Here is a 26432-nt window from a genome sequence, read left to right as displayed (position 1 = left end):
TGGTGTTAAGTAACCCCCAATAAATTATTATGATTTCTGACTTCCATAACCGGCGCTCTGCGGCGTTGCCCACTGCTAGCAGTGCTCGCACTGCGTCGCAATGGGCGCCTTGCATAGCATCCGGTTCTGTTTGTCATAAATTCACAATAATTTCCTGAGGATTACTTAGCGGCACTTTTATCGGTGCGCAAACGTACGGTGTTGTCCGCCAACTGCGGTACCCTATGCGTTCTAAGGAGGAGGCCGCACATGCTGACGATGCAACGATGCAGAGGGATGAACTTGCGGTACGCTCCACGACCACATGCGCGAGATTTTCCATGGTGAAGCCCGCCACCAAATGGCTGCGCGGGCTATTGCGTGCCGGTAAGGCGCAGCAGCGCACGGCGACCAAGCTGGCCAAGGTACTGTTCGGACCCGTGCCGGCCAAGCCCAAGCCTCGCAAGGCAGTGAACAAGGTCGTGCACAAGGTCGTGCACAAGGCCGGCGCCAAGGCGGTGGTGAAAACCGTCGCCAAGGCGCGTGCCAGGTCCGCCAGCGATGCGCCAGCCGCGCTGGCGCCCTTCGCCACGCCCCTGTCGCCCCCGCGCGTGCGCAAGCGAACGGCGCCCCCGCCGGGCAAGTGGCTGGCCGCCCACTATGCGCCGTTGCCGGGCCGGCGCCTGCCGTATTTCCTGTACCTGCCCGAGAAGGCGCCGAGCGCCGCCATGCGCACCCGGGGCCGGCCGCTGCTGGTGATGCTGCACGGCTGCGAGCAGAGCGCCACGCAGTTTGCCGAAGGCACACGCATGAACCGCCTGGCTGAACGCAAGGGCTATGCCGTGCTGTATCCGCAGCAATCGTTGCGTTCGCATGCACGCCGCTGCTGGAAGTGGTATGACAAGCTGACGCAGGAGGGGGGCGGCGACGTACGCCTGATCGTCGGCGCCATCGAGCAGGTGGCGGCCCGCTATGCCATCGACCGCACGCGCATCTATATCTGCGGCATCTCCGCCGGCGCCGGCATGGCCCATATCGTGGCCCTGAACCATCCCCATCTGTTTGCCGCGCTGGGCCTGCATTCCGGGCCCGTGTTTGGCGCAGGGCATAGTCTGATCGGTGCGCTGCAGGTGATGCAGCATGGCGCTGCCGCCCGTGCCGACGCGGCCATCGATGAAGTGCTGGCACGCCACCCCGCGTTTCCCCGCCTGCCCACCATCCTGCTGCAAGGGCAGGCTGACAAGGTGGTGCGGCCGATCAACCAGACCCAACTGGTGCGCCAGAGCGTGCGCGTCAACCGCCTGCCAGCCGATACGCTGGTGACGGCGCAGCGCCTGCCCGGCGGCGCGGCGGGCGGGCGCAACCCGGCCCATGCATATGCCCTGCACGATTATCAGGTGGGCAAGGATGTGCTGCTGCGCGTGGCGCAGGTCGAGCACCTTGAACACGCGTGGAGCGGTGGCGACGCCAGCCTGCCGTTCAATGACAAGGCCAAGCCCGACGCCAGCAAGATGCTGCTCGATTTCTTCTCCAGCCACCGCCGACTGTAAGCCAGCCTGCCGAACGCCGCAACGGCGCCAGGCACTGGTATGCATCGTTCTTCCACGCCCCCGCAGGGCCGCGCCAGCGTGCCGGCACGCTGGCCGCGCCTTTTCCGCACAGATGCCTTTGCCGCAGTACCATGGATTTTGTCCGAGTGGTATTGCTGCGGTATTTAAAATTCACAAAAAAAGGCGCTAAAAATACTAACTGGTATACAATTGGTACATGTTTTCAGTGTGAAGCTGTGTTCGCCGTCCCATGCCCCGACGGCCGATGCGCACTGACGGCAGCCACCCACGTTACGGAATGCGCCATGTCCATCAAGTCCAGGCAATTGCTGTGGTTTTTTGCGTTTTTCCTCGTCTTTGAACTGAATATTTATCTGTCGAACGACATGATCATGCCGGCGATGCTGGGCATCGTCGACGAGTTCCAGGCGGAGAAGACGTTCGTTCCGCTGTCCCTGAGTCTGTACCTGCTGGGCGGCAGTTCGCTGCAGATTTTCCTGGGCCCGCTGGCCGACACCATCGGCAAGCGCAAGCTGGTGCTGAGCGGCAATGCCTTGTTCCTGCTGGCCACGCTTGCCGTGCCGTTTGCCACCTCGATCGAGCAATTTCTCGTCGCGCGTTTCATTCAGGGCATGGGCTGCTGCTTCATCTTCGTCGGCTATGCCATGATCCACGAACTGTTCGATGACATGGCGGCCGTCAAGCTCAGCAGTATTCTGTCGAGCACCACCATCCTCGCCCCCCTGGCCGGCCCCATCCTCGGCAGCGCCATCATCAGCCGGCTGGACTGGCGCTATGTGTTTTTCCTCTCCGGCCTGCTGGCCTTGCTGTCCTTGCTGGGCCTGTTCAAGACCATGCCGCGCACGGCGCCGGCACAGCCGCGCCTGGATGGCCGCGCCATCGTGCGCAGCTATGTCGCCATTTTCACCAACGGGCGCTTCATGTTCGGCATGTTCACGGCCGGGCTGGCCACCGTGCCCCTGACGGCCTGGATCGGCTTTTCGCCCATCTTCGTGCTGCAGGAGATGGGCGCCTCCTACGCCACGTATATCGCCCTGCAATGCGTGATTTTGTCCGGCTTTGTCTTCAGTAGCATCGCCATCCAGCGCCTGCGCCAGGATTTCCCGCTCGGGCATCTGCTGCGCCTGGGCGGACTGATCGCGGCCGCCGGCATGCTGGGCGCGGGCGTGGGCCGCCATCACGTCGACGTGTTTGCGGCCTGCATGTTTGTCTATTCCATCGGCTTCGGCCTGTTCAATGGCGCCCTGATCCGTAGCGCGATCACTGCCAGCAAGGAATCGATGACACTGACGACGGCTGCCATGAGCTTGCTGTACTGCATTTATTTGTCCGCCTGGCTGCAGCTGTACAACGTGCTGTGCCAGCGCTTCGGCTATGCGCTGGAAACGTATGCGCTGCTCAATATCCCCGTCATCGTGGTCATCGCCGGCTGCCTGCTGTTGTTTACGCGCGGCATGGCGGGGCGCCCGGAAAGCGAGGTGCGGCTGGCCCGGCACTGATGGCGCAACGATGCGCATGTTCCCGACCTTGAGTTACCTCCTGCGACGTTTATTGACACCCTCCAGCGGAAAATGGTGCGCCCATGAAAATAGATGACCTGGCCTCAAAACACGATCAAGCAAAGATTTTCAACTTGGAATACGAGTTTCGCATTCACCGGCTGAAACTCGATTACATCACCCTGGCCGATATTCGGCCAGCCGGCAGCGACCTGAAACAACTGGCAGCGGAGCACCAGGCAGGCATCGCCGCCCTGCGCAGCTTTGTCGCCGGCAATTTTACGTATTTCAATGCGGCAAGCTGTTCCTCGCTGAGCTGTATCCCCACGCGCGCACTGGGCGACGACGAGCGCTACCTGCACCGCATCTGGATGGGCGGCCCCTTGCCGGCCGTCGCCTGTGAAGCGATCCAGCAGTGGGGCGCGGCGCTGGAAGAGGTGCGGCACAACGGCGGTGCGCCATATGTCTCCATCCTGTGGGCCTGGGATGCGCAACAATTGCGCCATGACGAGCGCTTCAGCCCCACGGGTGGCGCAGGGCGCTACACGATAGGCCGCTACGCCATCGGCGGCACGACCCTGCATATCAACTCGCTGCGCGCGCTGGCGCTGGACTTTGCTCCTGCCCGCTTCGATATCCTCGATACCCTGCATGCGCAGCGCTACTTCGCCACCTTGTCCGATTATTTCCGCATCCTCATCATGTGCGAATACGGCGGCATGTATATGGATGTCGATACGATCCCGCATAAGCCGGCGACGATTTTCCTGATGAAGCCGGAAGTGCCCGATTATTTCCAGCGCAAGGAGGGCGAGGACGAAGCGCGCCAGCATGTCAGCTGGATGAATCTGTTTCTCGATGAAACGGGCATGCTGATCGCCAAGAAGAACGATGCCGCGCTGCGTGTGATCCAGCGCAATGTGAACCTTGCTTATGCGGGCATCGATGGGGAAATCCCCCGTTCTTGCCCGCAATTCGAGGCGCAGCTGTTTGGCCAGTTCTATGCCGAATGGAAGAAGAACCTGGGTGTGACCCTGCTCAGCCATGCCGAGTTTTACCAGCGCTATTGCGTGCTGTATGACGGCGCGCGGGAAGCGGTGACGGGCGGCATCCGAGGCATGCGGCTGCTGGACGATATCATTACCGACATGCACATCCCCTTGAGCGACGAGGAACATCGCGCGTATGCGCGCTGCGTGGCGCGGCTAGCCGAAATCGACTGGCAACTCGACGATCCTTTGCGCCTGGTCAATATCGTCGATGTGTTCGATATCGAGGAAGTGCCGCGCATGGCGTATGCGGCCCAGTTGCGGGCGGACATCGAGCATTTTCACTATTACTCGGTGCTGTCGGAGGACCCGCAACTGGACCGCGTGAATGCCGTTTTTTGCCGCTACCTGCTGGCCCACCGTTCGCAGCATATTGCCGCCGGCAATTTCTGGCGCCCCACCGTGGGCCGCCACGGCAGCCGCATGCCGGCCGTCGGCGATGCGGCCCCGTCCGGCGACGAGGCGCAGGCGGGCTTGCTGTCGCATGCGCCGCTCAGGCTGGTGCCAGGTGAGCTGCTGGGCGACGAGGCGAAGAACCGCATGGCGAAACTGCTGTTTGCCACCAGTTACCTGGAATACTGTTCGTTTGGAAACAAGCTCAATCTGCAGTTCGTCGAATTGCAGCGGCGGCAGAACATCGACCCTTACCTGACGCACATCCACGGCCTGCATGACGAGGACGACCGTTTCATCGGCTTTTTCACGGCCGCCACGATGGCCGAATTCCAGGCTTGCGGCGCCGTCTCGTATTACCGCGATGACATGAAGGCGCTCGACGATGCCTATGACGCATTCGTGCTCGCGCATGCGCGCGCCGACGACTGTTTCGTCAGCAGCCTGGCCATCGACGAGAAATACCGGGGGCAGGGCCTGTTCCGGCAGATGTTCCATGAAATCCGCGACCTGGCCAGCCGCAAGGGCTGTGCGCGCATCACCCTGACGGTGTGGGAAAAGAGCGACGCCTTGCAAGTGTATCTGCACAAGGGTTTTCGCAGCGTTGGCACGTTCGACTATGCCTACAGCCTGTTCTATGACCGCCTGCACTTCCTGGTGTACGAAGGCAACTGAGGAGGGAAATTGAGGAGGGAAACCGAGAGGAGCTGGGGCGGCCGGCAGCCGCCCCAGTGCATGCTTACAGGGCCAGGAAGGCCAGGGCGGCCACGGCCGTCGGCAGCAGGGCACCGGCCAGCAGGCCGACGGCGCCGATCGACTCATCCTTGAAGCCGCGGCGCAGCAGGGCCACGCCGGCCGGATTCGGCGCGTTGGCGATGACGGTCAGGCCGCCACCGGCCACGGCGCCGGCCACCAGCATGTATTTCGCTTCGTCCGTCATGCCGACGATCAGCGAACCGAGGTAAGTGAGGGCCGCATTGTCGGTAATGGCCGTCAAGCCCAGGGCGCCGAAGAACAGGGCCAGCGGCTTCAGGCTGGAGACGATGGGCTGCAGCCACCATTGCTGCATGCCGCCCAGTACCACCAGGCCGCCGAGGAAGAAGCCGACCAGCAAACCTTCTTTCAGGATCAGCGGGCTTTGATAGCGCTCATACGCCTGCACGAAGCCAAGGAAGAACAGGAACAGGCCGAAGAACAGCACGGGATGGTGCGCCAGGGCTACCACGCCGGCCAGCACGGCCAGGTGCACCAGGCTGACGGTCAGCGGCACTTTCGGCGCTTCCACGTCACCCGCTTTCGGCTTGATGTCGGACGTGTTGCTGTGCAGATATTTGCGCAGCAGGATGCTCACGCCCGTGGCATTGATCAGCACGGCGATGGCCGCTTTCCAGCCGAAATGGCTGGCCATGAAGGCGCTGTCCCAGTTCCACGTAGTGGCCACCATCAGCACGGGCGGTGCCGCGTATGAAGTCAGGGTGCCGCCGATGGACACGTTGACGAACAGCACGCCCAGCGCGCCGTATTTCAGCCATTCGGGTATGCCCGGACGGAAGATTTGTGGCGCCAGCATCAGCGCAGCCAGGGTCATGGCGGCCGGTTCCGTGATCATCGAGCCCGTCAGGGGCACGAGCGCCAGTCCCAGCCAGACGAGGGCCAGTTCCGTACGCAGCGGCATGACGCGCGCCACGCTTTTCAACAGGCGCTGCACGGCGTCGAGCACGGGGCGCGAGGCGGCTACCACCATGACGACAAAGACGAACAGCGGTTCCGTGTACTGGCGCGATTCGGCATACTCGATGGCCGCCTCGCCGCCCGAGACAAAGGCCATGATGATGATCAAAATGAAGGCCCAGAAGCCGAACACGACTTCCACTTCGCCCAGCAAGTGCAGCATGCCTGCATGACGGGGGTGGCGCTGCGCCAGGGTTTCAAACGATTTGGCGGCGAAGGTGTGGATGAGAGCAAGGCCGAAGACGATGGCGCTGATGATTTGGATGGTGGTCAAATGCGTTTCCTTATGGACGGAGGGAGCCGACTGGTACTTTGCCAGGCGGTAAGGAGAGTGCTTATGGTACAGCAATCGATGCCGGAAACGGGGTTTTTCGGACATGGCGGAGCGGCCCGGGCAGCGGCGATGCACAGAGAATAAGCAGATAAGCCTTGCCAAAAGGAGGGCCGGATAGTACTGTATATACATACAGTATTCATCTTCATATCTAATTATGCAACATTCCGAATTGATGGCCTCGCCGGAAGCCTTGCACCCTTCTTTATGGCGTGCATCGCAGCTGGGCCAGGGCGCCACGCGCTGCCTGGAGACGGGCTTTGCCGCCCTGTCCGCGCAGCTGCCAGGCGGCGGTTGGCCCAGCGGCAGCCTCATCGATCTGCTGGTGCAGCAGCCGGGCAGCGGCGAATTGCGCCTGCTGGCGCCCGCGCTGGCGCAGCTGCCGGGCTTGCCCATCGTGCTGCTGCAGCCGCCCCATCCGCCGCAGGCGCTGGCCCTGGCCGCGCAGGGACTGGTGTCGTCGCAGCTGCTGTGGCTAAAGAGCGCCAGCAGCAAGGATGCTTTGTGGGCGGCGGAAAACATCTTGCGCAGCGGCAGTTGCGGCGCCTTGCTGTTCTGGCAGTCGCACGTGCGCGCCGACAGCCTGCGCCGCTTGCACCTGGCCGCGCAAGGCGGTAACACCCTGTTTTGCATGCTGCGCCCCTTGCACGGCGCGCAGGATGCGTCGCCGGCGCCGCTGCGCCTGTCCGTGCGCCCGGCCGCCGGCGGCATCGAGATCGGCTTCATCAAGCGCCGGGGACCGCAGCGCGACGCGCCCCTGTTCCTGCCCCTGCAACCTCCTTCTTTACTGCTGCGTCATGCGACTCTGGATCGGCCTGTGCCTGCCCCTGCTTCCGCTCGAAGTGTTTTGCCCGCGCTGGTCGGCTGACCTCCTGAGCGTGGTGCTGGAGCAGGAGCAAGTGATGGTACTGTCGCCGCTGGCGCAGGCGGCTGGCATCCGGCCGGGCATGCGCCGCGCGGGCGCGCTGATGCTGGCGCCGCAGGCACGCCTGCATGAACGCTCGCACGAACTGGAAGCGCAAGCCTTGCAAGCGGTGGCGCTGGCGCTGCTGCAATACTCGCCGCTGGTGGCGCAGGGCGAAGAAGCCACCCTGCTGGTCGACGCGGGCGCCAGCCTGCGCCTGTTTGGCGGTGTGCGCGCCCTGTGCCGGCAAATCGCGGCCAGCTTGCGCGCGCTCGGCTACACGGCCCAGCTGTCGTGTGCCCCCACGGCGCGGGGCGCCTGGCTGCTGGCGCGCGCCGGTACGCGCCGGGGCCGGACATTAAGCATGGCCAGTCTCGTGCGCCGCCTCGACCGCCTGCCGTGCGCCCTGCTGCCGCCCGCGCGCCCCTACCTGGACTGGCTGGAGGGCATCGGCTGCCGTAACCTGGGGCAGCTGCGCCACTTGCCGCGGCCCGGCTTGCAGCGCCGCTGCGGCAGGACCTTGCTGGACATGCTCGACGACGCGCATGGCCACAGCACGGAACTGTACCTGTGGATCGAAGCGCCGCCCACGTTCCGCGCGAGCCTGGAATTGTTCGACCGCGTGGAGCACGCGGACGCGCTGCTGTTCGGCGCGCGCCGCCTGCTGCAGCAGATGACGGGCTGGCTGTGCGCGCGGCAATTTGCTGTCGAGCGCATACAACTGCTGCTGGCGCACGAGCGGGGCAGGGTGGCGCGCCCGCCCACCGTCATCGAGCTGGCTTTGGGTGTCGCCGTCTGGCGTGACGAACACTTGTTGCGTTTGCTCAAGGAGCGCCTGGCGCAGCTGGTGCTGGAGGCGCCCGTGATCGGTCTCACCCTGGAAGTGCTGCAGGTGCAGCCCATGGCGCCGCCCAGCGAGAGCCTGTTTCCCGAGCCGGGCGGCACGCCGCAGGAGCGCCAGCGCCTGATGGAATTGCTGGTGGCGCGCCTGGGCGCCGAGAATGTCTTGCAGGCAGTGCCGCGCGCCGATTACCGCCCCGAAGCGGCGAACCAGTGGCTGCCGCTGCCTGCCAAGCCCGGTGCTAAAAGCGCGCTGCCCGACTTGCCGCCCGGCTTGCCCGGCATGCCCCGTCCCGGCTGGCTGCTGGCCCAGCCCATTGCCCTCTTGATGCGCGAACACCGGCCCTTCTATGGCTCGCCCCTGAAAATGGTGTCCGTCGCCGAGCGCATCGAGGCGGGCTGGTGGGGCCAGTCGCAGGCGCGCGATTATTTCATCGCCGAAGGCCTCGACCACGCCCATTACTGGGTCTACCGCGAACGCATCGCCGGCAGCGGTGAAGAGGCCGCGCCGCGCTGGTTTTTGCATGGCTTGTTTGGCTGAGTGGGGCAGCCGTTCCTGCGCGCCATGCTTGCCTGTTTTGCGCTCGGCGTCCCGTGACAAACGGAGATAATTGACATGACCTGCTCCTGTAAGATGCTTCTCCTGTTTATGGCCAGACCGCCTGCCTGCATCTTGTGTGATGGATGCAGGATGTCTGGCCAGGGCGCGGTACGATATCTTTGGGGAAATATGAAACTGCTATTGCTGCTGGTATTGGGACTCATGTTGTGTCGGAATCCGGCGCATGCCGCTCATCAGCCGCCTCCGCATACTGCCATGGCAAGCTACGAGCACGTACAGTTTCTGCGGAAAGCCGCTTTCAACATCATTGTCAATGCCAGGGATGACCAGGCGGCGCTGAAAAAATATGCGCAGGCGCTGGAAACCATCCTCGTGTATCTTGACAGGCCGGAGATCCGTGATCTGGCGGCTGGTGATATTTATCTGAAATTTTGCGGATTTAATCTGAGGCTGGACCTGGCCGAAACGTATGGCAAACTGAAGCAGCAAGACAAGGCGGTCAAGACCTTGCAGGAAATCAACGACATAAGCTGGACGCCGATACTGCTGAAAGTGATGAAAGACAGGCCCGGCCTGGCAAAGATGGCAGATGATCCACGCGTGCAAAAGATACTGTCCGTTGCCGCTATCCCCAGGCAGCTATGGCCATCCGAGGCGGCGTATCCCTACGCCGCCACCTTGAGCGTCGAGGAGCGGGTGGCGGGGCTTTCGCAATTTTGGCACCAGGTCAGGGAAAGTTTCGTCTATTTCGACAACGTGCCGGAGCTCGACTGGAATAAGGTCTACCTGGAATACCTGGGCAAGGTGATCGCAGCCGGAACGACGGAAGAATATTACCGAGTGCTGTCGCAACTGGCGCCCTTGCTCCGGGATGGCCACACGAATATTTATGCGCCGCCAGAACTCAGCAAGAAATTGTATGCCCGGCCACCGTTGCGCACGGCCATGCTGGACAACAAAGTAGTCATAGAGGCAATTTCTAGTCCTGCGCTGAAGGCCAGGCTTGCAGTTGGCGATGAAGTGCTCAGCATCGATGGCATGCCGGTTCAGGACTATGCGAAACAATACATTTTGCCCTTGGTAAGCAGTTCAACGGAGCAGGATCGTCAATTGCGCACGTATGGTTATCAGCTCCTGGCGGGCGATGCGGACAGGCCGATCACGCTTGGCTTGCGCAATATGTCCGGGCTGGAGCGTAGTGAAGTCATCGCCAGGTCGGGGTATGCCGATATTGAAAAGAAAGAAGCATTTATATTCAAGATATTGCCCGGGCGAATAGCCTATCTCTCCCTCGACCATTTCGAGAGTGATGAAGGCGTCAGAAAATTGGAAAAGGTTTTCCCTGACATCCTGCAGGCCAAGGCGCTCGTCCTCGATATCCGGAAAAATGGTGGAGGTTCCACACAGTTTGGTGCAGATATTCTCAGTTATCTGACCCGGCAGCCGATCCCGTTTTCGAAGAGTTACGTTCGGAGTGACAATGGTTATTCCCGGAGTGACGGTGCAGATATCGTATGGAAAGTCATCGGAGGAAAGGGCAGTGAAGCGCATTATTCGCGGAAGCGTGTTTTTGACGGTCCGGTGGCTGTGCTGACAGGCGCAGCAACGTTTTCGGCGGCGGAAGATTTTCTTGTTTCCTTCGATACATTGCAGAGAGGATTAAAGATAGGCGAGGCGACCGGAGGCAGTACGGGCCAGCCCATCTTGGTGTATTTGCCGGGCGGCGGCCATGGGCGGATTTGCGCGAAGCGCGATACCTATCCCGATGGGCGGGAATTCGTGGGTATCGGTATTTTTCCCGATGTCGAGGTGCGTGCCACCAGAGAAAGTCTGGCCGCAGGCGAGGATGTTGTGCTGAACAAGGCGGTGAGCCTGCTGAACCAGCGCAAGCAGTGATGCCAATCGTGGCGATGTCCGGGCCGCCCAGTGGCGCTATCCACGCTTACACGCAGTTAGCCCATGGTCTTGCTGGTGGCAGGACGTGCTGGCCAAACAACGCACATTGCCATGCTTGGCTATACTTGCTTTCTTGCGCCGTGTCGCACACCTCAATTAGGATTTCCATGTCCCAACTCTCCGACTTTCCCATCACCCAGAAATGGCCTGCCCGGCATCCCGAGCGCCTGCAGCTGTATTCTCTGCCCACGCCGAACGGCATCAAGGTTTCCATCCTGCTGGAAGAACTGGGCCTCGCTTACGAGCCGCATCTAGTCAGCTTCGAGCAGAACGACCAGATGTCGCCCGCATTCCTGTCCCTCAATCCGAACAACAAGATTCCCGCCATCCTCGACCCGCACGGTCCCGCTGGCAAGCCGCTGGCCCTGTTCGAATCGGGCGCCATCCTGTTGTACCTGGCCGAAAAGACGGGCAAGTTCCTGCCGCAGGACGCGGGCTTGCGCTACGAAACGATACAATGGCTGATGTTCCAGATGGGCGGTATCGGCCCCATGTTCGGCCAGGTGGGCTTTTTCCACAAGTTCGCCGGCAAGGACTATGAAGACAAACGTCCGCTGGAGCGCTATCTCGGCGAGGCCAGGCGGCTATTGGGCGTACTCGAGCAGCGCCTGCAGGGCCGCGACTGGATCATGGGCGGGCAGTACACGATTGCCGACATCGCCATCTTCCCGTGGGTGCGCTGCCTCGTGGGTTTCTATGGCGCTAGCGACCTCGTCGGCTTCGACAACTTTCCGAATGTGCAGCGCGCGCTGCAAGCGTTCCTGGCCCGGCCTGCCGTCATCAAGGGCCTGGACATACCGAAGCGCGATTAAGGTTGGCCAACTGCGGCGGCCGGGCAGCGCTACAATGCGCCATCGGCCGCGCTGCGCGGCAGCTTTGATCTGAGACAATGAAATCCACCCGGCAAGATTTTCCCGGCGCGCACGGCCATGTGCTGGCGGCGCGCCTCGACGCGCCCGACGGCGCCATCCGCGCCTATGCGCTGTTCGCCCATTGCTTCACCTGCGGCAAGGATGTGCTGGCCGCGCGGCGCATCGCGCAAGGTTTGACGGAACACGGCATCGCCGTGCTGCGCTTCGATTTTACGGGGCTGGGCGCCAGCGAGGGCGAGTTTGCCGCCACCAATTTCTCGTCGAACGTGGACGACCTGCTTGCCGCCGCCGACTTTTTGCGGGCCAGACATGCTGCGCCGCAATTGCTGATCGGCCACAGCCTCGGTGGCGCCGCCGTGCTGGCCGCTGCCGCGCAAGTGCCGGAAGCCACGGCCGTGGTGACCTTGGCCGCCCCCAGCACGCCCGCCTACGTGACGCGCATGTTCAGCGACCATCTGGAGCAAATCGCCGCCGAAGGCGAGGCACTGGTGCAGCTGGAAGGGCGGCCATTCCGCATCCGCCAGCAATTCGTCGACGACGCGGGCAGCCACAGCCTGAAGGCTGACATCGCCGGCCTGCGCCGCGCCTTGCTGGTGATGCACGCGCCGAATGACACGACGGTGAGCCTGTCGAATGCGATGGATATTTTTACGGCAGCGAAGCACCCGAAAAGTTTCGTTTCGCTCGACGATGCCGACCATCTGTTGACGGGGCGCGATGATGCGGCCTATGTCGCCAACGTCATCGCCGCGTGGAGCGCGCGCTACCTGCAGGCGCGGCCAGTTTTTTCCTGACTAGCAGAAATACGCTGGCGCCCAGCGGCAGGGAGACGATGAATGTCCAGGGCTGGTAGGCGCTGGTGCCTGCGGCAACGCCAAACAGCTGGATGGCGATGGGTAGAAACAGGTACTGTCCCGTCGCCCAGTTGAGCGATAGCTGGCCGAAACCGATGCTGATGAACAGCAACCAGGGCCATTTCCTGACGGTCAGCTTGCTGCGCAGGCATAACACCAGGGTAGACAGGATCAGCAAGGGGGAGAGGATGGCAGCGCCGAGCACCACGTAGTGGAGCAGCGATTTGCCGCCTAGCGTGAAGGTCGCCAGCTGTTCCAGCGATGCGCTCTGCGGCGCCACGCTCAAGCCCATGATGGTGGCGTCAGTGCCATATTTTCTCAGCACGACGGTGCTGACGATCCATTTTTCAGGATAGGCATATTCGAAGCTGACACTCAGCAGTTGAGGCGCATCGCGCTGCTCGATGCGCTGGTAGCCCACCACCTTGACGTACCGGGGCTCGCCTGCGGGGAAGGCGGCACTCAAGGCGGGCAGCGCCTGGCGGATCTGATCGCCGTTATTGCCCGGCTCGGTAGCCATGCGCACATAGTCCAGCTGTTTTTCACGCAGCAAGTCGCTGTAATGCCGCGCCAGTTGCTGGTCTTGCAGCGGCACCTTCTGTTCAAAGTCCTTGATCAGGTCGGATTGCTGGCATCCGGCCAGCATACAAAACAGGGCGGGCACGGCGCAGGTGCGCAGAAAGAGCAGGAACATGGACGGAAAAAGCAAGGGGACGATGAAAAACGCCGCCCCTGCTGGGGCAGGCGCGGCGCATGATGGTGTTCAGGTGGCGAAGGCTCAGTCCTCGTCAAACTCTGCCGATAAATCCTTCCAGCCCTTGCTGACGGCAAAGGCGGAAAATTCCTCGGGCGCTTCCAGAACGATCAGTTTCTTGTCTTGCAAGCCCAGGTCGCCATGGCCGAAGTCCGGGCCGACGTAGCCGAGGCTGCGCAAGCGGGCCAGGATGTGGCCGACCAGGGTCTTGTCCTTGTATGCGCCCGCTTCGAGCGGGGCGGCGAAATCGACATAGACGTCGATGATGCCGTAGCCTTCGTCGAAGATGCGGATGGCCTTGATGTCGTGGGCACGGCCGGAGCCGTCGGTGGCCTTGAAGGGGCCGCTGAGCTGGATGTCGGTGTCATTATTCATGCCGCCAGCATACACCAAAAGCCGGCCCCGCATAGGGCGCGCGGCGCAAAATCCTCCCGGAATCGTCGCCTCAGCGTGCCTGCAGAATGGCCGACAGACGGTCGCGCGTACCGGCGATGCGCTCCAGTTGCGGGTACTTCAAGCCGCCGTGATAGTCGAGTGCCACCGTCTGGAATTGCTTGCCCTTTCTGACCAGCAAGTTGATCGGCTGCGGGCTGGTCTTGGCCGCCTGGATGGCCGCCTTCAATAGCTTGGGCGTGTAGGCCGTGCCATTGACGGCGAGCAAGGTGGTGTTGCCCGACAGGCCAGCCTGGAAGGCGGGACCATCCCACAGCAGCTTGCCCAGCTTGCCGTCCTTGTCTATGCTCAAGCCCAGTGTATATGTCAGGTCCGTGCTCTTGCTGCGCTCTTCATTGGCTTTCAGGAAGGGAGTGGGCGTGTCGCGGTAGACCAGTTTCCAGCCGGCGCGGGCCAGGCCATCGAGCGGCGCGCCGGGTCCGTGGCCATCGAGGAGGCGGCGCAGGAACGCGGCCCAGTCGTGCGGCTGCACGGCGTTCAGCGCAGCGACCACGTCCTCGAACGTGTAGGGCAGGGGTGTGGTGCTGCCATCCTGCACGCCAAAGAAACTGCGCGCGAAGTCGTCGAGCGAGCGGCGTTCGCCCGACAGTTCGCGGATGGTGGTGTCGACGTCGAGCCAGACCAGCGCGCCTTCCATATAGTAATCTTCGTCGCGCTGCCAGCTGCTCCAGCCGATGGGGCGCCGGCCATTGATGATGGGGTCGTTCGTTGTGTCCTGCATGGTGCGCCAGCTGCGCCCCGGCATGACGTCGTAATGGGCCGCCGTCGCGGCGAACAGCTCGCGCATGTGGGCCGGGGCCACCAGGCCGGAACGGGCCGCCAGCACATTGCCCCAGTACTGGGTCTGGCCTTCGTAGACCCACAGCAGGCTGTTTTGCAGCGGCGTGTTGAAGTCGGGCGTGTCCTGGCCGGCGGGGCGGCGGAACTTGCCGTTCCACGAATGCGTCAGCTCATGGGGCAGCAGCACGCGCTCCGCTTCGTTCTTGTCCCAGTCGCTGAAATAGCCGGGCTTGACACCGTTTTCGCTCGACTGCATGTGTTCGCGGCCGATGCCGCCGAACTCGTCGCTCAGGGCCAGCAGGAAGTCATAGTGGCGGTAATGGCGCGCGCCGAACAGTTTGTAGGCTTGCTGCAGCATGGCGCGGTGTTTTTCGACTTGCTGTGGCGTCGCTTCCAGGCTGTCGGCGCTGTCGGCCATCACATTGAGGTGTACGGGCACTTGCGCGCCCGGGTCGAGGTCGATGCGCTCGAAATGGCGCCCCGCGAAGACGGGCGAGTCGACCAGGGTGTCGAGGTCCAGCGGTTCGAAATCGACTTGCTGGCTGGCCGGCGTGGCCGTACGCGCGCGCACTTCCAGGGCGCTGGCAAATTCCCAGCCCGCCGGCAGGGTCAGGCTCGGTTGCACGAAGATGTCGCGCGCGGCGCGCCCGGCCGGATACAGGGTCATCGCATGCCATTGCACGCCCAGCATGGCGCCCGTCATGGTGATGCGGCCCTGGCTGGTGTCGACGGGCGAGAGGAACTGGTATTGCGCTTCCACGCTGCCGGCGCCGGCCGGCACCTCCACGTGGAAGGCGAACATGTTGACGGGATCGCGCCGCCATTCCAGAGGCTGGCCGTTGGCGGACAGGCGCAGGCCGGCCAGCTGGTTCAGGGGGCCGCTGGGGCCGTGGTTGCCGGGCACCCATTGTGGATACAGCAGGGTCAGCTTGCCGGGCGCGGCGGGAATACTTGCGCGGATGCTGAATAGTTGCTGCGCCACATTGCTAGCATCGACGTGCAGCACGATGGGGGCGGGCGTGGCGGCCTGGGCCGCGGCGGAAACGAGAAGGGAGAAGGACAAAGACAGGAAGGCGCGGGACATGGGGCGGCGGGCTGGATGGCAAAGGCCGAGTCTAGCATTCTGTAAAAATTTCTTACAAATTTGGGGCTGACTGGGGCGTTTTTCGCCAATTTCAAGGCCTTGAAAGGGGCTGGACAGGCCGTATATCGGTAACAGGCGGATGCTCACGGTGAGGTCCGCCCCTCTTATCGCTTCATTTGAAAAGGATATTTATCATGCGTACTTTTGACCTTGCCCCCCTGTATCGTTCCGCCATTGGTTTTGACCGCCTGGCACAACTGCTCAATGAACAGCGCGCCGATGCGCAACCGAGCTATCCACCCTACAACATCGAACTGGTGTCGGAAGATAAATACCGGATCGTGATGGCATTGGCTGGCTTCTCGCGCGAAGAGATCGACATCATCACCGAACGCGATTCCCTGCACGTCACGGGCCGCAAGCAGAAAGATGGCGTCGAGCGCACGTTCTTGCACCGCGGCATCGCTGCCCGCGATTTCGAACAGCGTTTCCAGCTGGCCAACCATGTGAAGGTCACGGGCGCCACGTTTGAAAACGGCATGCTGACCATCGACCTGGTGCGTGAAGTGCCGGAAGCGCTGAAACCGCGCAAGATCGAGATCGGCACCGGCAGCGACACCTACGCCACCGCCGCTAACGTGAATGCGCTGGAACAGCGCCAGGCAGCCTGAGCTGAGCTGATGTCGGCGCCACGCGCTGGCATAGCCGGGAGGGGCTAGCCCCTCCCCATGCAGTAAAATACTGGCCGGTTGATCCGGCCAGTGTCACGTCCAGAGCCCGTTCGGGCCCTTCATCGCCCGCCATGCGAGGTGTGCGCAGCACGCAAGATTAAACCCTGCTTAAAGGCGCCAGCGCCTGTTTCTAAATAGAAAAATGTTAAGCACAGCCTAAGACTCGTGGCCCACTATTGCATACATCAAAATCTCATTGAATGAGGAGCAATTCATGGAACAGCAAACCAATACCGCATCGCTGAAAATCAAACGCACCGTAGCCGCGCTGGCCGCGATCGGTGTGCTGGGCGCCGGCGGCGCCATGGTGATCCATCAGAACAATGCAGGCGCGAATGCCGCCGCCAGCGCGCCGGCCGCCCCGGTGGCCGCCGCCGTGGCGCCTGCCGCTGCCGCACCGCTGGTGGCCTTGCCCGACTTTAGCCAGATCGCCGCGCGCAATAGCCCGGCCGTGGTCAATATCAGCGTCACGGGCAGCACCAAGGTGGCTTACGACCCCTCGGCCCAGGCCGGCAACGACGATTTCGGCAACGACCCCTTCTTCGAATTTTTCCGCCGCTTCCAGGGGCCGCAAGGAGGGCAGCGCGGTGGCCGCGACGTGCCCACGCACGGCCTCGGTTCCGGCTTCATCGTCAGCCCGGATGGCGTCATCATGACGAATGCCCACGTGGTACGTGATGCGCGCGAAGTGACCGTCAAGCTCAACGACCGCCGCGAATTCCGCGCCAAGGTGCTGGGCACGGATCCGAAGACCGATATCGCCGTGCTGAAGATAGACGCGAACAACCTGCCCGTCGTACCGCTCGGTCATTCGAGCGACCTGAAAGTGGGCGAGTGGGTGCTGGCCATCGGTTCGCCGTACGGTTTCGACAGCACGGTAACGGCGGGCGTGGTGAGCGCCAAGGGACGCTCCCTGCCTGACGACAGCAATGTACCCTTCATCCAGACCGACGTGGCAGTGAACCCCGGCAACTCGGGCGGTCCGCTATTCAATACGCGCGGCGAAGTGGTGGGTATCAATTCGCAGATCTACAGCCAGACGGGAGGCTTCCAGGGCTTGTCGTTCGCCATCCCGATCGACCTGGCCGGCCGCATCAAGGACCAGATCGTCGCCACGGGCAAGGCCAGCCATGCCAAGCTGGGCGTGACGGTGCAGGAAGTGAACCAGGGTTTTGCCGACTCGTTCAAGCTGGCCACGCCGGAAGGCGCCTTGGTCGCCAACGTGGAGCGGGGTAGCCCGGCCGACAAGGCAGGCCTGAAGTCGGGCGACGTGGTGCGCAAGGTGAATGGCCAGCGCATCATCGGCTCGGCCGACTTGCCGGCTCTAGTGGGTACGTCCTTGCCAGGCGACAAGATCAGCCTGGATGTCTGGCGTGACGGCAAGATCGTCAGCCTGACGGCAACCCTGGCCAATGCCGCCGACAAGGTGGCCGAAGTGGCGAAAAGCGACAGCGCGGCCGGCAAGGTAAAGCTGGGCCTGGCGCTGCGTCCGTTACAATCGGATGAAAAACGCGAGGCGGGCATCAGCGCCGGCCTGCTGGTGGAAGACGCTGGCGGTGCGGCCGCGAATGCCGGAGTGCAGCCGGGCGACGTGCTATTGTCGGTCAATGGCCGTCCCGTCAACACGGTCGAACAGGTGCGCGACGTGGTGGAAAAATCCGCCAAGTCGGTGGCCTTGCTGATACAGCGGGGACCGGATAAGATTTTTATTCCCGTGCGATTAGGTTAACTCATTAGCACCGGGGTCAGACCCGCCGGGTCTGACCCCAGCCTTTCATCTTTTGGGGTGAAAGCGAGCATAACGAAACAGAAAGGCAAGCCATGCGCTTATTGCTGGTAGAAGACGACACGATGATCGGCGAGGTGGTGCTTGACTTGCTGCGCGCCGAGCATTACGCGGTGGACTGGGTCAAGGATGGCGACATGGCCGACACGGCCCTGCAGACGCAAACCTATGACCTGGTGCTGCTGGACCTGGGCTTGCCGCGCAAGGATGGTCTTGACGTGCTGCGCTCGATGCGATTGCGCAAGCTCGACACCCCGGTGCTGGTGGCCACGGCGCGCGACGCCGTCGAGCAGCGCATCGCGGGCCTCGACGCGGGTGCCGACGATTACGTGCTGAAGCCGTATGACCTCGATGAATTGCTGGCGCGCATACGCGCCCTGCTGCGGCGCGCCTCGGGGCGGCCGGAACCGATCTTCGAACACCAGGGCGTGAGTATTAATCCGCTGACGCGCGAAGTGATCGCCGAGGGCCATCCCGTCAACCTGTCGGCGCGCGAATGGGCCGTGCTGGAAGCCTTGATCGCGCGCCCCGGCATCGTGCTGTCGCGCGCGCAGCTGGAAGAAAAACTGTACAGCTGGAAGGATGAAGTCAACAGCAATGCCGTGGAAGTGTATATCCATGGCTTGCGCAAGAAGCTCGGTAGCGACTTGATCCAGAACGTGCGCGGCCTCGGCTATATGGTGCCCAAGGCATGAGGATGAAGGTCACGGTGACGCACTCGCTGCGCGGCCGCCTGCTGTGGTTTTTGCTGGCGGCCATCATCATGGCGGCCCTGGCCCAGGCGTCGATCGCCTACCGCAGCGCCCTGTACGACGCCGACCAGATTTTTGACTACCACATGCAGCAGATGGCCCTGTCGCTGCGCTCCGGCGCGCCGCTGGCCAACCATGCGCAAGCTTTGCCGGCCGACCCCGTCAACAACGACATGGTGGTGCAGGTGTGGACGCCGGACGGCGTGCAGGTGTTCCGCTCGATCACGCGCGCGGAACTGCCGCAGCGCGCCGTGCTGGGCTTTTCCAACGTGAAAGCCAACGGCACCACCTATCGCATCTTCTCCGTGCAAACCAGTTCCCAGACCGTGCAGATCGCTCAGGACATGGCCGTGCGCAAGCGCATGGCCGGCAGCCTGGCGCTGCGCACGGTGGGCCCCATCGCGCTGATGGCGCCGATATTGATGCTGGTCGTCTGGTGGGTCGTCAGCGGTTCGCTGGCGCCCGTCTCGCGCGTGCGCAAGCAGGTGGCGGCGCGCCAGGCGGACGATCTGTCGCCCGTCTCGGAAGCGGGCTTGCCAGATGAAGTGCGCCCTCTGGTGCATGAATTGAACCTGCTGTTCGGCCGCGTAAAAACGGCGTTCGACGCGCAGCAGCACTTTGTTGCCGACGCCGCGCATGAATTGCGCACGCCGCTGGCGGCCCTGAAACTGCAGGTGTTGAGCCTGGAACGGGCCGAATCCGAGGAAAAACGCAGCCTGGCGATTTCCCGCGTGAGTGCCGGCATCGAGCGGGCCACGCGCCTGGTCGAGCAATTGCTGGTGCTGGCGCGCCAGGAAGCGAGCGCCGCCAGCGGCGACCAGTTGCAGGCGGTGGACTTGAACGACGTCGTCAAGCGGGCGCTGGGCGACATGGCCGGCATCGCGCAAGCGCGCAAGATCGACCTGGGCCTGCACCACATGGACGCGGCCAAGGTGGCGGGGCAGGCCGATGCGCTCAATATCATGCTGCGCAACCTGGTCGACAACGCCATCAAGTACACGCCGCAGGGCGGCACTGTCGATATCGACCTGCGCGCCAGCCCCGTCGGCGTGACCTTGTCCGTGGAAGATAGCGGTCCCGGCATCCCGCCCGAAGAGCGCGAGCGCGTCTTCAGCCGCTTCTACCGCGTGCCCGGCACGGACGCCAACGGCAGCGGCCTGGGGCTGGCCATCATCAAGGCCATCGCCGAACGCCATGGCGCGCGTCTGGTGCTGGATAAATCCGAGCGCCTGGGCGGCCTGTGCGTGCGCGTGGAATTCCCCCTGGTGGCGAAAAAATGAGGCAGATTTCCCTCCACTTCGCCCTTGCATGAGGCGGATCTTTAACCTGGTGCATTGACGTGCGCGCCGTGGCCCTATATTGTCTGCGAAACAAGCAGAACCAGACCACGGAGCGCAGCATGCAGAGAATCGGATTTTCAGGAACCCTCGACCCCATCACCAACGGCCATATGTGGGTGATCGGCGAAGCGCGTTCGCTCGCCGACGAGGTGATCGTCTTCTTGTCGCAAAACCCCGCCAAGCGCCCTCAATTCCCTGCCGAAGACCGCAAGCGCATCATCGAACAGAGCGCGCGCGAGTGCGGCTGGGACAATGTGCAGGTGGTCATCGTCAAGGGCGACTACACGGCGCGCGCGGCGAAAAAGCATGGCTGTGATTATCTGATACGCGGCATCCGCACGACGGCCGATTTCGACTATGAAAACCTGATCCAGCAAACCAATGTGGACGTGCTTGCTGGCGCCAAGACGATTTTCGTCATGCCGCCGCGCGACCTCGGCTCCGTCAGCTCCAGCTTCGTCAAGGCGCTGGAAGGCCCCGTGGGCTGGAACTGGACCATGAAAAAATTCGTCCCAGGCCCGGCCTACCAGGCGTGGATACTCGACTGCCTGCGCAAGGAGTGGGAAGCGCTGTGGAATTACGCCAGCGCCTCGCAAGCCGACATCGCGCTGGCGGATCACTGGTTCGCGTACCTGACGGGACCGCAGGCGTATGGCGGCACGGACCGCCACTATCACAACCTCGACCACCTGGTGCACGGCCTGTCGGAAATCCGCGTGTGGGCGGACAATACCAATGCGCCCAAACGCGACAGCGCGCTGGTCAAAAAAGCCTTCTGGTTCCATGACGCCGTCTACAGCCACGACGAAGACGCCCTGTATTCGAGCGAAGAGGCCAGCGCCCAGCTGTGGCTGGCCAGCGGCCTCGATGCGGGCGACAACCTTGATGTGGCGCAATTGATACGCGTGACCGACCATTTCCAGGGACCCGGCATCAGCCACGCGCTGAAGGACGCCATGCTCAGCGCCGACCTGGCCATCCTCGGTCAGGATGAAGAGGTGTACCACGCCTACACGCAAGCCATCGGCCGTGAATACGCGCATGTGGACCCCGTGCGCTTCAACGAGCAGCGGGGCTTGGCGCTGCAGCACCTGTGCGCCAAGGCACAGGCGGGACAGCTGTTTGGCGATGCGTATTTCGCCGACCAGTACAACGAGCGGGCCATTGAAAACATGCAGAAGGAGATCGCGGCGCTGGCCGGCTGATTGTCGTCAGCTTGTTGTCGCCAGGGATGAACTGTTGCAAGTCCATCCCTGGCTAGTCACCTTAGCGGGCCGCAGCCTTGGCGCGCGCCGCGTGCAATTTCTTGAAGCTGTCGATCAGGCGCTGGTGCCTGTCCAGGCCTTCCAGCTGCATGCTGGTCGGGGTCAGGCCGAAGAAGCGCACGCTGCCGTCCACCGAGCCCAGCACCGCGTCCATGCGGGCGTCGCCAAACATGCGGCGGAAATTGACCACGTAATCATCCAGCTCCAGCTCGTCGTCCAGTTCCACTTCCAGCACCACGTTCAAGGCTTGATAGAACAGCTTGCGCTCGAGCGTGTTGTCGTTGTACTGCAGGAAGGTTTCCACCAGCTCTTTCGCCTCTTCGAATTGCTGCAGGACCAGATGAATCAGCAGCTTCAATTCCAGCGTCGTCAGCTGGCCCCACACCGTGTTTTCGTCAAACTCGATGCCGATCAGCGTGGCGATGTCGCCGTACTCGTCGAGCTCGCTGTTTTCCAGGCGCTCCAGCAGCGCTTCCAGGCTGGCATCGTCCAGATTATGCAGGTTCAGGATGTCGGCGCGGAACAGCAGCGCCTTGTTGGTGTTGTCCCAGATCAAATCCTCGACTGGATACACTTCCGAATAACCGGGCACGAGAATGCGGCAGGCGATGGCGCCCAGCTGGTCATACTCGGCCGTGTACACTTCCTTGCCCATGTCGGCGAGGATGCCGAACAGGGTCGCCGCTTCCTCGGCATTCGAGTTCTCGCCGTGGCCGGAAAAATCCCACTCGACAAAATCGTAATCGGCCCTGGCGCTGAAGAAGCGCCACGAGACGATGCCGCTCGAATCGATGAAGTGTTCGACGAAGTTATTCGGCTCGGTGACGGCTTCGCTGGCAAACGTCGGCTGCGGCAAGTCGTTCAAGCCTTCAAAACTGCGCCCTTGCAGCAATTCCGTCAGGCTGCGCTCGAGCGCCACTTCCAGGCTCGGGTGTGCGCCGAACGAGGCAAACACGCCGCCCGTGCGCGGGTTCATCAGGGTAACGCACATCACCGGGTACACGCCGCCCAGCGACGCATCTTTCACCAGCACGGGAAAGCCTTGCTCTTCCAGGCCCTGGATGCCGGCCAGGATGCCCGGATACTTCGCCAGCACTTCCTGCGGCACGTCGGGCAGGGCGATTTCACCTTCGAGGATTTCGCGCTTGACGGCCCGTTCGAAAATTTCCGACAGACATTGCACCTGCGCTTCGACCAGGGTATTGCCGGCGCTCATGCCATTGCTGACGTACAGGTTTTCGATCAGGTTCGACGGGAAATACACGACCTCGCCATCGGAATGGCGCACATACGGCAGCGAGCAGATGCCGCGCTCCGCATTGCCGGAGTTGGTGTCGATCAGGTGCGAGCCGCGCAGCTCGCCATCGGGGTTGTAGATATCGAGGCAGTAGGCATCGAGAATCTCCTTCGGCAGCGCATCCTTGCGGCCCGGCTTGAACCAGCGTTCGTTCGGGTAATGCACGAATGGCGCGTTGGCAATGTCGACACCCCAGAAAGACCCCGCGTAGAAATGGTTGTTGCTGAGCCGCTCGATATACTCGCCCAGGGCCGACGCCAGCGCGCTTTCCTTGGTCGCGCCCTTGCCGTTGGTAAAGCACATGGGTGAGTGCGCGTCACGGATGTGCAGCGACCATACATTTGGAATGATGTTGCGCCACGAGGCGATTTCAATCTTGATGCCCAGGCCCGCCAGGAGGCCCGACATATTGGCGATGGTCTGTTCCAGCGGCAAATCCTTGCCGACGATATAGGTGCTCGCACCCGGATCCGGATTCAAGGTCAGCAAGGCCTGCGCATCGGCGTCCAGGTTCTCGACTTCTTCAATGACGAATTCCGGCCCCGCCTGCACCACTTTTTTCACCGTGCAACGGTCGATCGAGCGCAGGATGCCCTGGCGGTCCTTGGCCGAGATATCGGCCGGCAATTCGACCTGGATCTTGAAAATCTGCTGGTAACGGTTTTCCGGATCAACAATATTGTTTTGCGACAGGCGGATATTTTCGGTGGAAATATTGCGCGTATCGCAATACAACTTCACGAAGTACGCTGCGCACAGTGCCGATGATGCTAAAAAGTAATCGAACGGGCCAGGCGCCGAACCATCGCCCTTGTAGCGGATGGGCTGATCTGCGATGACGGTGAAATCGTCGAACTTGGCTTCGAGACGCAGCTTGTCGAGAAAGTTGACTTTAATTTCCATGAGGTAATCCAATACTGTGCTGATGAGTTAGGCGCTATTATCCGTTCTTTCCGCCGCAGGGCAAAGATTGTTCACTGCGGCCGTGTCCGCCGGGAGCCGCTGGGGCAGGACTGCCGGGCTGTTCATGCTGTGTGACGTGAGGGGACGGAGTTTGCCGGCGATGGCTTACGATTCACCATCCCACGTCATTTGCAGGCCGGCAGTGGCTTATTTCTCGCCAAGGCTAACGACAATCCATCTTGGGCAGCAGTGTATTGATCTGCGCACAAAAAAAACAGCGGCTGCCCATATTGGCGCAGCCGCTGTTTCTTCAGGCGGGCACGGTGATCAGAACTTCACCCACAGCCTGCCAAAGTACGAGGCGCCGTTCAGGCCGAACTGCACGCTGTCGTATTTGAAACCGTTGTCCGTTTCATCCGCGTTTTGCGTGGTCGGCTTGACGTTGAAGATATTGTTGCCGCCGAAAGTGAGCTTGGTATTTTTGTTGATGCTGTAGGTAAAGCTCAGGTCGGCCGAGGTCTTGGCTGCGTAGTGGGCGTTGGGCACGCCGGCGGCCGTGCCGCTGAAGGTGCCCAGGGTTTGCGGGCCAAAATAGATGATGCGCAAGTCCGATTCCAGCTTGCCCGTGATGTAGTCGAAGCCCACGGTGGCCTTCGCACGGGGGCCGCCCTGTTCGATGAACAGGCGTTCGCGCTCGGACAGCAAGACATCCTCGAAGCCCGTCAGCGAGGCGGGCGTCTTGACCTTCGTCACTTCCGTTTTGCTCAGGTTCAAGGCCAGGAAGGTGTTCAGGCGGTTGCCGGCCAGTTCGCCCTTGTACGAGGCCGTCAGGTCCAGGCCGCGCGTGCGCGTGTCGATGGAGTTGACGAAGAATTGCGCCTCGCCCACGCCCAAGAGCGCCAGGCGTGCCGCCAGGTCCGGATAGTTGTCGGCATTGAAGCGGCCCGACAGCACGATGCGGTCCTTGATCTTGATATTGTACAAGTCAGCCGTGACGGAAATGGCTTGTGTCGGCGTCCAGGTGGTGCCAAACGTGAAGCTGGTGGATTTTTCCTCTTTCAACTTGGGAATGCCGGCTGCGTTGGCGACGGTGCCGCCATTGGGGGCCAGCACCACGTCCGTGGGCACGCCGCCGATGAAGTCGGTGAAGGTGGACGAGAAATAAACTTGCTGCAAGGATGGCGCGCGGAAGCCCGTACTGGCCGAGCCGCGCAGCAGCACATTCGGTGCCACTTTATAGCTGGCGGCCAGTTTGCCCGTCACGGTGGAGCCGAAATCGCTGAATTTTTCATAGCGCAGGGCAGCCTGGGTTTTCAGGCGTTCCGTCCAGTCCAGTTCCACGTCGGCATACGCGGCGATGCTGTGGCGTTTGGCCTTGGTGGCATCGCCTGGCTGGAAGCCGGGAAAACCCTGGCTGCCCGCATTGCCGCCCATGCCCACGCCGTCGGCGTCGATGTAGGAGCCCGGTTCTCCGGCCATGATCTTGTATTCCTCGCTGCGGTATTCGGCGCCGAAAGCCACGTTCATGCCGCTCATTACCGTATCGTAAAAGCGGCTGAAATCGGCGTTGCTGGTCAGCTGTTGGAACGAGAAGCCGCCCGCGTCGTAGCTGCTGGCGCTGACGCCCTTGCCGCCGTTCATCAAGTCGAGGTTGGCAATCGAGGCGTTCAAGGTATGGCTGATGTCGTAGCGCATCTTGTTGTAGCCATAGGTTTGCGAAAAATCAGCATGCCATTCGCCGATCTGGCTGCGGTGGCCGATGGTGGCGTACTGGTCGTCGATCTTGCCGTTAATGAACGGTACGAAACCGTCCGGATACATGGCGGCCGAATTGCGCGACGGAATGTCGTCGCTGCCGATGCCGCCGCGGCCAAACGCGGCGCTGGATGCATCGCGCGTCTGCGCGCCGGCCGTGAAGTACAGTTTGCCCGTGGCGCTGGTGGCGTAGTCGCCATTGATGTACAGGGTCTTGTTCTTGGCCTTGGTGTCACCGATGATGCGCATGCTGTCCGCATCGGCCCGGTTCGAGCGGCCCCGGTCCAGGTATTCGCCCGTGATGGCCAAGCTACCCTTGTCGCCCAGCGCGATGCCGCAGTAGGCGGAGGTCATGTAGTTCTTGCCGTCGCCGGCCGAGTACTGGCTGTAGCCGGCCACCGCTTCGCAACCCAGGCTTTTCTTCAGTTCGATGTCGATCACGCCGGCAATGGCGTCCGAGCCGTACTGGGCGGCGGCGCCGTCGCGCAGTACTTGCACGTTCTTGATCGCCAGCAAAGGAATCGCATTCATGTCCGTGCCCGTGTTGCCGCGGTTGCGCGCGCCGAACAGGTTGACCAGGGCCGTCGTGTGGCGCCGTTTGCCGTTCACCAGCACCAGTGTCTGATCGGAACCGAGACCGCGCAGGGCGGCCGAATCGACGAGGTCGGCCCCGTCGGCGCCCGTCTGGCGCGTGGAGTTGAACGAGGGCGAGATGTATTGCAGCGATTGCGCCAGGTCAAACTGACCGCCTTGCTCGGCCACCCTGGAAATCGGAATGATATCGACCGGCACCATGGTGTCGGTGGCGGAACTGGTGACCCGGCGCGAGCCGACCACGCTGACCGTTTGCACGGGACCATCGGTGGCGCCCGCTTCCGTGGTCTGGGCCATGGCGGCGGGACTGAACGCGGCCAGGGCAGTGCTGCCGTACAGGCTGATGAGAATGGCTTTACGCAAGGTGGTGAGGGTCGGCACGCGGTGTCTCCAA

The 26432-nt window shown here is 62.4% G+C and carries 19 protein-coding genes; 13 read left to right on the top strand and 6 right to left on the bottom strand.

From position 1 onward, the window contains the following. Positions 1 to 320: 320 nt before the first annotated feature. The 3 genes from CLU92_RS13815 (at position 321) to CLU92_RS13805 (ending at position 5166) form a co-directional block, all read left to right on the top strand. Positions 321 to 1529: a PHB depolymerase family esterase gene (locus CLU92_RS13815; RefSeq protein ID WP_101482342.1), complete on the top strand. Its 1209-nt coding sequence runs from the start codon at positions 321 to 323 to the stop codon at positions 1527 to 1529. 305 nt (positions 1530 to 1834) lie between these two features. Next, a complete protein-coding gene (locus CLU92_RS13810; protein WP_101482341.1) occupies positions 1835 to 3049 on the top strand; it encodes an MFS transporter in 1215 nt (404 codons plus the stop codon). 83 nt (positions 3050 to 3132) lie between these two features. After that, a complete protein-coding gene (locus CLU92_RS13805) occupies positions 3133 to 5166 on the top strand; it encodes a GNAT family N-acetyltransferase (protein WP_101482340.1) in 2034 nt (677 codons plus the stop codon). Between the two features lie 64 nt (positions 5167 to 5230). Here the strand turns inward: CLU92_RS13805 and CLU92_RS13800 are convergent, their stop codons facing one another. After that, positions 5231 to 6496, bottom strand: coding sequence for a putative Na+/H+ antiporter (locus CLU92_RS13800; RefSeq protein ID WP_101482339.1), 1266 nt, complete (start codon positions 6494 to 6496; stop codon positions 5231 to 5233). 217 nt (positions 6497 to 6713) lie between these two features. Here CLU92_RS13800 and imuA point away from each other — a divergent pair, with 217 nt between their 5' ends. The 5 genes from imuA (at position 6714) to CLU92_RS13775 (ending at position 12484) form a co-directional block, all read left to right on the top strand. Then, on the top strand, positions 6714 to 7424 hold the full coding sequence (gene imuA / locus CLU92_RS13795; RefSeq protein WP_101482338.1) for a translesion DNA synthesis-associated protein ImuA: 711 nt from the start codon (positions 6714 to 6716) through the stop codon (positions 7422 to 7424). After that, positions 7354 to 8841, top strand: a complete 1488-nt coding sequence (locus CLU92_RS13790) for a DNA polymerase Y family protein (RefSeq protein ID WP_101482337.1) — start codon at positions 7354 to 7356, stop codon at positions 8839 to 8841. Before imuA ends, CLU92_RS13790 begins: the two co-directional genes overlap by 71 nt. 189 nt (positions 8842 to 9030) lie before the next feature. Then, positions 9031 to 10758 (top strand): S41 family peptidase, encoded by a 1728-nt coding sequence (locus CLU92_RS13785; RefSeq protein ID WP_180338516.1) that lies wholly within the window; start codon positions 9031 to 9033, stop codon positions 10756 to 10758. 167 nt (positions 10759 to 10925) lie between these two features. Beyond that, positions 10926 to 11630, top strand: coding sequence for a glutathione binding-like protein (locus tag CLU92_RS13780; protein ID WP_101482335.1), 705 nt, complete (start codon positions 10926 to 10928; stop codon positions 11628 to 11630). A gap of 77 nt (positions 11631 to 11707) precedes the next feature. Then, positions 11708 to 12484 carry a S9 family peptidase gene (locus CLU92_RS13775; protein WP_101482334.1) on the top strand — a complete coding sequence of 259 codons (777 nt, stop codon included), beginning with the start codon at positions 11708 to 11710 and terminating at the stop codon, positions 12482 to 12484. On the opposite strand, the gene CLU92_RS13770 is transcribed toward CLU92_RS13775, so the two are convergent. The 3 genes from CLU92_RS13770 to CLU92_RS13760 all read right to left on the bottom strand — a co-directional run bounded on the left by CLU92_RS13770 (position 12432) and on the right by CLU92_RS13760 (position 15615). Next, entirely contained in the window at positions 12432 to 13238 is an 807-nt protein-coding gene (locus CLU92_RS13770) for a hypothetical protein (RefSeq protein WP_101482333.1), read from the bottom strand. The genes CLU92_RS13775 and CLU92_RS13770 overlap by 53 nt on opposite strands. An 84-nt stretch (positions 13239 to 13322) precedes the next feature. Further along, positions 13323 to 13673 carry a hypothetical protein gene (locus tag CLU92_RS13765; RefSeq protein ID WP_034783462.1) on the bottom strand — a complete coding sequence of 117 codons (351 nt, stop codon included), beginning with the start codon at positions 13671 to 13673 and terminating at the stop codon, positions 13323 to 13325. A gap of 70 nt (positions 13674 to 13743) precedes the next feature. After that, positions 13744 to 15615, bottom strand: coding sequence for a M61 family metallopeptidase (locus CLU92_RS13760; RefSeq protein WP_101482332.1), 1872 nt, complete (start codon positions 15613 to 15615; stop codon positions 13744 to 13746). A gap of 194 nt (positions 15616 to 15809) precedes the next feature. Between CLU92_RS13760 and CLU92_RS13755 the strand changes: the two genes are divergently transcribed. The 5 genes from CLU92_RS13755 (at position 15810) to coaD (ending at position 21429) form a co-directional block, all read left to right on the top strand. Beyond that, positions 15810 to 16286, top strand: coding sequence for an Hsp20 family protein (locus CLU92_RS13755; protein ID WP_101482331.1), 477 nt, complete (start codon positions 15810 to 15812; stop codon positions 16284 to 16286). A gap of 274 nt (positions 16287 to 16560) precedes the next feature. Continuing rightward, the gene (locus CLU92_RS13750; RefSeq protein ID WP_101484681.1) at positions 16561 to 18075 is read left to right on the top strand and encodes a Do family serine endopeptidase; all 1515 of its coding nucleotides are present in this window, start codon (positions 16561 to 16563) and stop codon (positions 18073 to 18075) included. 92 nt (positions 18076 to 18167) lie between these two features. After that, positions 18168 to 18827 (top strand): response regulator transcription factor, encoded by a 660-nt coding sequence (locus CLU92_RS13745; RefSeq protein ID WP_010400558.1) that lies wholly within the window; start codon positions 18168 to 18170, stop codon positions 18825 to 18827. Between the two features lie 2 nt (positions 18828 to 18829). Further along, positions 18830 to 20164: an ATP-binding protein gene (locus tag CLU92_RS13740; protein ID WP_101482330.1), complete on the top strand. Its 1335-nt coding sequence runs from the start codon at positions 18830 to 18832 to the stop codon at positions 20162 to 20164. Positions 20165 to 20283: 119 nt separating this feature from the next. Then, complete coding sequence (gene coaD / locus CLU92_RS13735; RefSeq protein WP_101484680.1) at positions 20284 to 21429, top strand: pantetheine-phosphate adenylyltransferase; 1146 nt, start codon at positions 20284 to 20286, stop codon at positions 21427 to 21429. Positions 21430 to 21490: 61 nt separating this feature from the next. On the opposite strand, the gene CLU92_RS13730 is transcribed toward coaD, so the two are convergent. Then, positions 21491 to 23689: an OsmC domain/YcaO domain-containing protein gene (locus CLU92_RS13730; RefSeq protein ID WP_101482329.1), complete on the bottom strand. Its 2199-nt coding sequence runs from the start codon at positions 23687 to 23689 to the stop codon at positions 21491 to 21493. A 327-nt stretch (positions 23690 to 24016) separates the two neighbouring features. Next, a complete protein-coding gene (locus CLU92_RS13725) occupies positions 24017 to 26419 on the bottom strand; it encodes a TonB-dependent siderophore receptor (protein ID WP_101482328.1) in 2403 nt (800 codons plus the stop codon). Positions 26420 to 26432: the final 13 nt, after the last annotated feature.

This window comes from Janthinobacterium sp. 61 (assembly GCF_002846335.1).
Taxonomy (GTDB): Bacteria; Pseudomonadota; Gammaproteobacteria; order Burkholderiales; family Burkholderiaceae_D; genus Janthinobacterium.
The sequence above is the reverse complement of the archived record's forward strand: the minus strand, read 5'-3'. Positions and strand labels throughout refer to the sequence as shown.